Annotated in this window: 7 protein-coding genes and 1 pseudogene; 4 read left to right on the top strand and 4 right to left on the bottom strand. The window is 46.3% G+C overall.

Annotated elements, in window-relative coordinates; genetic code table 11:
• Window positions 1-71: 71 nt before the first annotated feature.
• From A596_RS22570 to A596_RS04265, 4 genes and pseudogenes are all read right to left on the bottom strand, one after another.
• Window positions 72-269 (bottom strand): annotated as a pseudogene (locus tag A596_RS22570) (IS5/IS1182 family transposase); the annotation flags it as partial.
• A gap of 307 nt (window positions 270-576) precedes the next feature.
• Window positions 577-1,026: an azurin gene (gene azu / locus A596_RS04280; protein WP_039912881.1), complete on the bottom strand. Its 450-nt coding sequence runs from the start codon at window positions 1,024-1,026 to the stop codon at window positions 577-579.
• A gap of 285 nt (window positions 1,027-1,311) precedes the next feature.
• The gene (locus A596_RS04270; protein ID WP_052417220.1) at window positions 1,312-2,298 is read right to left on the bottom strand and encodes an NAD(P)H-dependent flavin oxidoreductase; all 987 of its coding nucleotides are present in this window, start codon (window positions 2,296-2,298) and stop codon (window positions 1,312-1,314) included.
• A 19-nt stretch (window positions 2,299-2,317) separates the two neighbouring features.
• On the bottom strand, window positions 2,318-2,644 hold the full coding sequence (locus A596_RS04265) for a DsrE family protein (protein ID WP_039912879.1): 327 nt from the start codon (window positions 2,642-2,644) through the stop codon (window positions 2,318-2,320).
• 117 nt (window positions 2,645-2,761) lie between these two features.
• Between A596_RS04265 and A596_RS04260 the strand changes: the two genes are divergently transcribed.
• The 4 genes from A596_RS04260 to kdpB all read left to right on the top strand — a co-directional run bounded on the left by A596_RS04260 (window position 2,762) and on the right by kdpB (window position 8,184).
• On the top strand, window positions 2,762-3,601 hold the full coding sequence (locus A596_RS04260) for a LysR family transcriptional regulator (protein WP_039912878.1): 840 nt from the start codon (window positions 2,762-2,764) through the stop codon (window positions 3,599-3,601).
• A 374-nt stretch (window positions 3,602-3,975) separates the two neighbouring features.
• Window positions 3,976-4,185 (top strand): hypothetical protein, encoded by a 210-nt coding sequence (locus A596_RS23325; protein ID WP_039912876.1) that lies wholly within the window; start codon window positions 3,976-3,978, stop codon window positions 4,183-4,185.
• Window positions 4,185-5,996 (top strand): potassium-transporting ATPase subunit KdpA, encoded by a 1,812-nt coding sequence (gene kdpA, locus A596_RS04250; RefSeq protein WP_039912874.1) that lies wholly within the window; start codon window positions 4,185-4,187, stop codon window positions 5,994-5,996. Before A596_RS23325 ends, kdpA begins: the two co-directional genes overlap by 1 nt.
• Window positions 5,997-6,057: 61 nt before the next feature.
• Window positions 6,058-8,184 carry a potassium-transporting ATPase subunit KdpB gene (gene kdpB, locus A596_RS04245; RefSeq protein WP_235425615.1) on the top strand — a complete coding sequence of 709 codons (2,127 nt, stop codon included), beginning with the start codon at window positions 6,058-6,060 and terminating at the stop codon, window positions 8,182-8,184.
• Window positions 8,185-8,192 lie beyond the last annotated feature (8 nt).

Genomic DNA, 8,192 nt, shown 5'->3' with positions numbered 1-8,192 from the left:
AGGCGTATTTTCAGAGGCTTGAAAGTGTCTAACGAAGCCTGGGAAGTCCACTTCACTTATATCTTTTTCTTCCCTATTTCATTTCGTGCTTTTACTGCCATAGAATGCAGCTGGCTTCTATCGCTACCATTGTTGGTAACTTCATGCGCAATTATTAGGTGATGTTCACTATCTACGGCAGCTTGAACATTGTAACCGACTATTCCAGCTCCGCTTATTTTCATGGACCGGGCATCCGGATCGGTAAGTGATACTTGTTTTTCATCGGAATATTGCATGCGACGTAATGGACTCTAAATTTGTAGAAGATAACTTGAAGGTTGTCTGCGTGCAGAAAGCGATCCTTCGTATTGAGCTTTTTTTGTAAGTGAAGAATGGAGAGCGGCACCTAAAAGTAGTTGTGTCCTGGCGTTGGGTAGGAGTCCGAGAAACAGGGGTCTTAAATTTCAACCACCACCAGAAAAAACAGCGGGTAGCTAAATAAGGTGAATCAACTACCATCGCATAGTTGAATAATTTGTGAGTCGGCGTATGGAGATACATATCAACAGTATCTCCATATGTAGCTAAATATTTTTAGGGGATTACGGTCAGGTTTCCTTGCATAATGGCGTTATGGCCTGGATATGAACAGAAAAAAGTGTAAGCATCACCAGCTTTCAATTTGCTCACAGCAAACGTGACTGATGCACTTTCGCCTCCACCAATAATCGGCGTAAATGCAATTACCCGAGTATCGCCTTTTTTAAGATAATTAGCGTCTATCCCAGCAGCCATTCCATCTGCGGTAATTCCCTGTTTATCATCCGTTTTGCTCAATACCCAATTATGTCCCATGACATTTTTTGGAAGCTTTCCCGCATGTTTCAGGTTTACCGTAAATTCTTTACATGAGCTGTTAACGCTGATTGATTTGGTATCAAACTGCATGGCGTCATTAGAGGTAACGGTTATACTGCAATCATCGGCCAATGCGATATTTGCCAGTGCTGATAATAACGGTAACGCAAGGTATTTCATTTTCATAGTGTGATCTCCAATTAAGATTAAACACTTACATTAAAAAAATTATTAATTGACAGGTCGACCTAGCTGCTTTAGCGCAGTTAAGCGGATGATGTAGCTTACTTTGAAGAGGGCAGGAAAAATAATAAGGCCAACGTGCAAGATGACTTGGGTGGATATTGCTAAATGCATATTGGTGCCATAGGCTAAATATACAATCAAGATTGATAACGAAAATGTGATTGCCATTGTCCAGTGGGCTGAAGTCAATAAGTGCTGCGGTTTCATAATCAAACCTTAAATAAATTAGAAACGGTTTAAATAACGATCAGCTTCTTGCATCAAATCATTTATCACTGTTGCAGCGGTTTTTATATGCTTAACACTACCGCATCCCTGTCCACAATAAAGTGCCATCGAAGCGATATCACCCACTGCGCCATCTAGCGGTGAATCTGTTGAAAAAGGGTAGATAGGAGCTCCATCTTGTTCGCCGATGGGATTATTAAGGTGCGATTTATAGGGGTGATTAATACTTTCTGTAATATCGTTCTTTAATACGCGGACTGCCGCAGGCATTGGCCAATTTCTGTAGAAGTTGTAACAGAGGACGGTATTGCTCGCTTCGGCAGCAACAATTTTTTCTTTATGAAAATAATGTGCGTTTGACTCTTCCGTTGCTAAAAAAAGAGTACCACAGCTAATTGCTTGTGCACCTAACGCAAAAGCGGCCACCATCCCCTCGCCAGTAGTGATACCACCAGATGCAATAATTGGCACAGAGCTGAATGCACAAATTTCTGGTAACAAACCAAATAGAGAGGTTTCACCACGTACATGTCCTCCTGCCTCCACGCCTTGAACAATTAATGCATCTACACCGGCTTCCAGCGCAAGTACTGCATCACGTTTGGAGCCTACCTGGTAGATGACCTGTATACCGTTGTCGCGGCATTGTTTAACGATTTCTTTATCAACATCCCAAAAAAACACCATGTAGTTAATTTTCAGTGCAATACATTCAGCAATTTGCATTGCTAATAATCGAGCTTCTGTTGCTGCTGGAATTAAATTGATAGCAAAAGGTTTATTGCTGATCGAGCGATATAGATTCACTTCTTTGCGAATGAATTCCGGTTGTTCCCGTACCATGCCAATACAGCCAAACCCACCTGCATTACTAACCGATGCTGCTAATTGATATCGTGCAACGCCCCCCATGCCTGCGCATAGGATGGGAAATTGACATCCCAGAATATCGGTAATAGGTGTATACAGTGCAGGGTGATACATAATTTTCAGCCGTAAACACTCAAACCCAAATCACTTCGTCACCATTCAATGTTGCATGAATAATGGTGTTTAATTCAGTGGTTTGGATATTAGGTTTTAATTCAGACGTGATGATTCCGCGTTGTGCTAATGAATGTGCATCGGCGTAAATCGTAATGGGTTTTGTTAGTAGCTCGTCAAAACAAGAGCGTTGGGCCGTTTTGATGGCGAGAGTAACGCCATCCAAAAGCAAGAATATTGAAACAGAATTGCCTTGCTGTGAAAGATTAATAATCTTGGGAAAATAGCCCTGTAAAAGATTGTCGGTAAATGGGTTTTGCCTGTTCACAAAAAAGTAACGTAACACCAGTTTCCCCTAAGCGTATATTGTTGATAGCGCCATTGGTTTCATCTTATGGGATCGAAAACTAATTGAATAATGAATTTAAATGGACTTTAATATCAAAAACTTTGGTATTAAATAATGGATATCGATCTCGCAAAAACTTTTTTGGATATAGTCCGTTCTGGTAGCTTGATTGCTACAGCTGAGCGTTTGCACTTGACGCAGACAGCTGTGACTGCGCGCGTTAAAAGCCTTGAGTCGCAGTTGGAGTGCCAGTTATTTATTCGTAATCGTGCGGGAGCGTCATTAACACCGGAAGGTGAACGCTTTGTGAGTTATGCGACCCAAATTGTACAGTTGTGGGAAAACGCCAAATTTGATGTTCCTTTACCAGAGGCCAAAGCAACTGCGGTTGCGGTGGGTGGTGAGCTTGCTCTGTGGAGCCCCCTGTTGTTGAATTGGGTAGTGAATTTACGCTCCACACAGGATGCATCAGCGATTCAGGTTGCTACGGGTGAGGCTAGTCATCTGATTGATCTGGTTCATCGTGGAGTTTTGGATATCACTGTAGTGTATCGTCCGGAATATCTTCCGGGCTTGAAAATTGAACAGCTATTGGAAGAAAAATTAGTAATGGTGTCAGCGGCTTTACCCGACCCTTATATTTATGTCGATTGGGGACCCGCTTACGAGAAGCAACATGATTCCGCATTTCCGGGTAGGCGTAGGGCGGAGTTGTCTATTGATTTCGGTTTGCTAGCACTGGAATATCTCCTCCAACATTCAGGCACCGGATATTTTCGAGCGCGTGTTGTTCAGCGTTATATTGAAGAAAAGAAATTATATTTGGTTCCTAATGCCCCTGAATTTACTTATCCCATTTTTGCAGTGTATCGGGATAGCGACACTTCCGATGCCGTGCATCAAGCACTGGATAGTTTAAGAGTGACAGCACGCCAGAATGTTGTCTGGCGTTGATATGGCAAGCTTTTGTTACTGTCATCGGCCTCTCACATATACAGATTTTATTTAAGCGCTGTTTTGAGTTTCTTGAATACTACCTTGATTGAAACAGCATTCCCGCTCGGTCAATACTGATGCGTCAGGCAAGCGATTTACCGAAGAATTCAAGTTTGCCAAGAAGAATTTTGGTGTGGGTGATTGCTTGATTGAGTTACCAAACATCGGCGGTGTGTGACTGCAAAGCGGAGCGTTTCCGATACTGAAGCAATCCAAATCGGTTCACTATTACAATAAAATAGCCATGGCTATTTTCCCCATTTTTATACTTTCTTTATACCCTTCCCGTTAGTCTCTACAACATCTTTATAGGCCTTTCCATAAGCTAGCCAATGACAACTGCAAACTCATTTGAGGTGCGTGATGGACTTGGTTTTTGGTGGTGTATTGGTGATTTTTCTACTGCTGAGCTGCGCGTTGGTGGCAGGTTGCAGGAACTTGGGGGAAAGGGCATGAACATGTTTTATGTGATCGGTGCGGGGGTAGCGGTATTTTTGCTGGTTTACCTGATTGCCGCTTTAGTGAATGCGGAGAAGCTGTAATGACAACGCAGGCGATTGTTTTATTAATAGTGTTTTTATTGAGTTTATTGGTGCTGGCTTATCCACTGGGAACTTACCTGGCGCAAGTGGGCGCGCCGGGAACAATTCGCGGATTGGGGGGCGTCGCTTTTTTTGAACGTGTGTTTTATCGCCTGGCTGGGCCCAAAGCAACGGCGGATATGAATTGGAAAACCTATGCGCTTTCGTTGTTGGTGTTTAACGCATTTGGTGCGTTGTTTGTGTACGCGATCCAGCGCTGGCAAGTTTGGCTACCATTGAATCCGCAAGCATTTGGAAATGTTGCACCGGATTCTGCGTTTAACACTGCAGTGAGTTTTGTGGCTAACACTAACTGGCAAGGTTATGCCGGTGAAACCACCATGAGTTATCTCACGCAAATGTTAGCCCTGACTTGCCAGAATTTCTTTTCGGCGGCGACCGGTATTGCGGTGGTATACGCATTGATTCGCGGGTTTTCCTCTCGTGGCCAATCAACCGCAATAGGCAATTTCTGGGTGGATATCACGCGTTCAACACTGTATGTGTTGTTGCCTTTATCGATTTTATTCGCAGTGATTTTGATGGCGCAGGGCGTTATCCAGAATTTCTCCGCTTACAAGGAAGTGGCCCTGCTTGATCCCGTCACTTATTCGCAAACCCAAACCAATGCCAAGGGTGAAAAAGTTCTGGATGCGCAGGGTGAGCCGGTCATGGAAGCAATAACAACCACTACCCAAACACTTGCGATGGGCCCGGTTGCTTCGCAAGAGGCGATAAAAATGTTGGGCACCAATGGTGGCGGATTCTTTAATGCGAATTCTGCGCATCCTTTTGAAAATCCCACGCCGCTGAGTAATTTAATTGAAATGCTCGCGATTTTTCTGATCCCCACCGCATTGTGTTTTGCGTTTGGTCGCATGGTGGGGGACATTCGCCAAGGCTGGGCTGTACTGGGCGCGATGACGATTATTTTTGTAATTATGACGCTGGTGGTAATGGGTGCTGAACAACAAGCGCATCCGGGCCTGCAACAACTGGGTGTGGATCAACAAGCGAGCCAATTGCAATCCGGTGGCAACATGGAAGGCAAGGAAACCCGCTTTGGTATCAGCGCATCCGCTTTATTTGCGGCAGTGACTACCGCTGCGTCTTGCGGTGCCGTCAATGCGATGCACGATTCATTTATGCCGTTAGGTGGAATGGTTCCGCTGGTATTGATGCAATTGGGTGAAGTGGTTTTTGGTGGTGTTGGTTCCGGACTTTATGGAATGTTGGTGTTTGCCATTCTCGCGGTATTTATTTCCGGTTTGATGATTGGTCGCACACCGGAATACCTGGGCAAAAAAATCCAGGCTTATGAAATGAAAATGACCTCCATCGTGATTCTGGTAACACCGACTCTGGTATTGCTGGGCACCGCCATTGCAGTATCGGTGAGCGCAGGTACCAGCAGTGTTGCCAACCCCGGTGCACACGGGTTTTCGGAAATTCTTTACGCATTTACTTCCGCGGCTAATAACAACGGCAGCGCATTCGCAGGTATCTCGGCGAACACACCCTTCTACAACACCATGCTCGCAATCGCGATGTGGTTTGGTCGCTTTGCGGTGATTGTTCCATTACTTGCTATCGCCGGTTCGCTTGCCGGAAAAATTCCGGCACCGGTATCAGCCGGAACCATGCCGACTCACGGTGGATTATTTATCACTATGTTAATAGGTGTTGTTCTGCTGGTTGGGGTTTTGAATTACGTGCCCGCATTGGCACTCGGCCCCATTGTTGAACATTTGCAGCTATTGGTTGCGCCCTGATTTATGTATCAGGTCATGGGTTATCTGTTGGGCGATAAGTTGTCAGGCGAGGAATAGCATTATGTCTTCAGAAAATGTGTCTTCAGAAAATGTGTCTTCAGAAAATGTGTTGCCAGAAAAAATGGCTTCAAAAAATTTGAGTTTGTTTGATCCCACTATGGTTGCACCCGCCATTGCGGATGCGTATAAAAAACTTGATCCGCGAGTGCAATTGCGCAATCCGGTGATGTTTGTGGTTTACGTTGGCTCGTTTCTTACCAGTGCATTATTTCTCCATGCATTACTGAATGAGCATTGGGCTAACGCGGGATTTATTTTCGTAATCAGCATGGCGTTATGGTTCACCGTTTTGTTTGCCAATTTTGCAGAGTCACTAGCAGAGGGGCGCAGCAAAGCACAAGCCGCATCCTTGCGCGTGTTAAAGCAAAATCTGTTTGCTAAAAAATTAGCGACACCCAAACACGGCTCTACCTGGGAGCCATGCCCGGTAGCTGATTTGCGTAAAGGTATGGTGCTGCTGGTAGAGGCGGGGGATGTAATTCCTGTCGATGCAGAAGTTATCGAAGGTGTTGCCTCGGTGGATGAAAGTGCAATTACCGGTGAATCGGCTCCGGTGATTCGCGAATCGGGCGGCGATTTTTCTTCGGTCACCGGCGGTACGCGCGTGTTATCGGATTGGTTAGTCATCCGCGTGAGCGTCAATCCTGGCGAGGCATTTATTGATCGCATGATATCAATGGTGGAAGGCGCAAAACGCCAGAAAACGCCGAATGAAATTGCACTGACTATTTTGTTGGTTGCATTGACGATTGTATTTCTGGTGGTAACTGTAACGCTGTTGCCGATGTCACTGTTCGCGGTGGAAGTGGCCGGTAGCGGTGAACCTGTTTCCATTACTGTGTTGATTGCTTTACTCGTGTGTCTGATTCCAACCACCATCGGTGGATTGTTATCGGCAATTGGTGTGGCGGGTATGAGTCGCATGATGCAAGCAAATGTTATCGCCACGTCAGGTCGCGCGGTGGAAGCGGCGGGTGATGTGGATGTGCTTTTACTCGATAAGACCGGCACCATCACACTCGGCAACCGTCAGGCAGCAGATTTTATTCCTGCCCCGCATGTGACTGAAGCGCAACTGGCCGATGCTGCACAGCTTGCATCCTTAGCAGATGAAACGCCGGAAGGTCGTAGCATTGCGGTATTGGCCAAACAAAAATTTAATATTCGCGCGCGCGAAATGGCATCGCTCAATGCCAGCTTTGTTCCCTTTACGGCGCAAACGCGCATGAGCGGGATTGATATTGGCAACCGAGCTGTGCGTAAAGGTGCGGCGGAAACCATGAAGCGTTTTGTGGAATCGCTTGGGCGTCCGTTTCCGGATGAGGTTAGTCAGGTAGTGCAGGATATCGCTCGCCGTGGTGGTACCCCGTTGGTGGTGGTTGATGACGGCACGGTAATGGGCACCGTTGAATTGAAAGATATTGTGAAAGGCGGCATCAAGGAACGCTTTGCTGAATTGCGCCATATGGGCATTAAAACGGTGATGATCACGGGCGATAACAAACTCACCGCCGCTGCAATTGCAGCGGAAGCGGGTGTGGACGATTTTCTTGCAGAGGCGACACCGGAAGACAAGTTGAAGTTGATTCGTCACTATCAGGCTGGTGGTCGCCTGGTCGCCATGACCGGTGATGGCACCAACGATGCGCCGGCGCTCGCGCAAGCTGACGTGGCGGTTGCGATGAATTCAGGTACCCAGGCTGCGAAAGAGGCGGGCAATATGGTGGACCTGGATTCCAATCCCACCAAGCTGCTGGAGATTGTGGAGATCGGTAAACAACTGCTGATGACGCGCGGCTCGCTTACCACGTTTTCTATCGCCAATGACATTGCGAAATATTTCGCGATTATCCCCGCTGCATTTGTCGCAACTTATCCGCAATTGAAAGCGCTGGATATCATGAATTTAACCAGCCCGACGTCGGCCATTATGTCGGCGGTGATTTTCAATGCGTTGATTATTGTGGTGCTTATCCCGCTGGCACTCAAAGGTGTGAAGTATCGCCCGCTCGGTGCGGCAATATTATTGCGCCGCAATTTGTTGATCTACGGTTTGGGTGGAATCCTGGTGCCTTTTGTCGGCATTAAGTTGATCGACCTGATCCTGACTGCCCTGAATCTGGTATAGGAGTTTTT

This window comes from Cellvibrio mixtus subsp. mixtus J3-8 (assembly GCF_000766945.1).
Classification (GTDB): Bacteria; Pseudomonadota; Gammaproteobacteria; order Pseudomonadales; family Cellvibrionaceae; genus Cellvibrio; species Cellvibrio mixtus_A.
The sequence above is the reverse complement of the archived record's forward strand: the minus strand, read 5'-3'. Positions and strand labels throughout refer to the sequence as shown.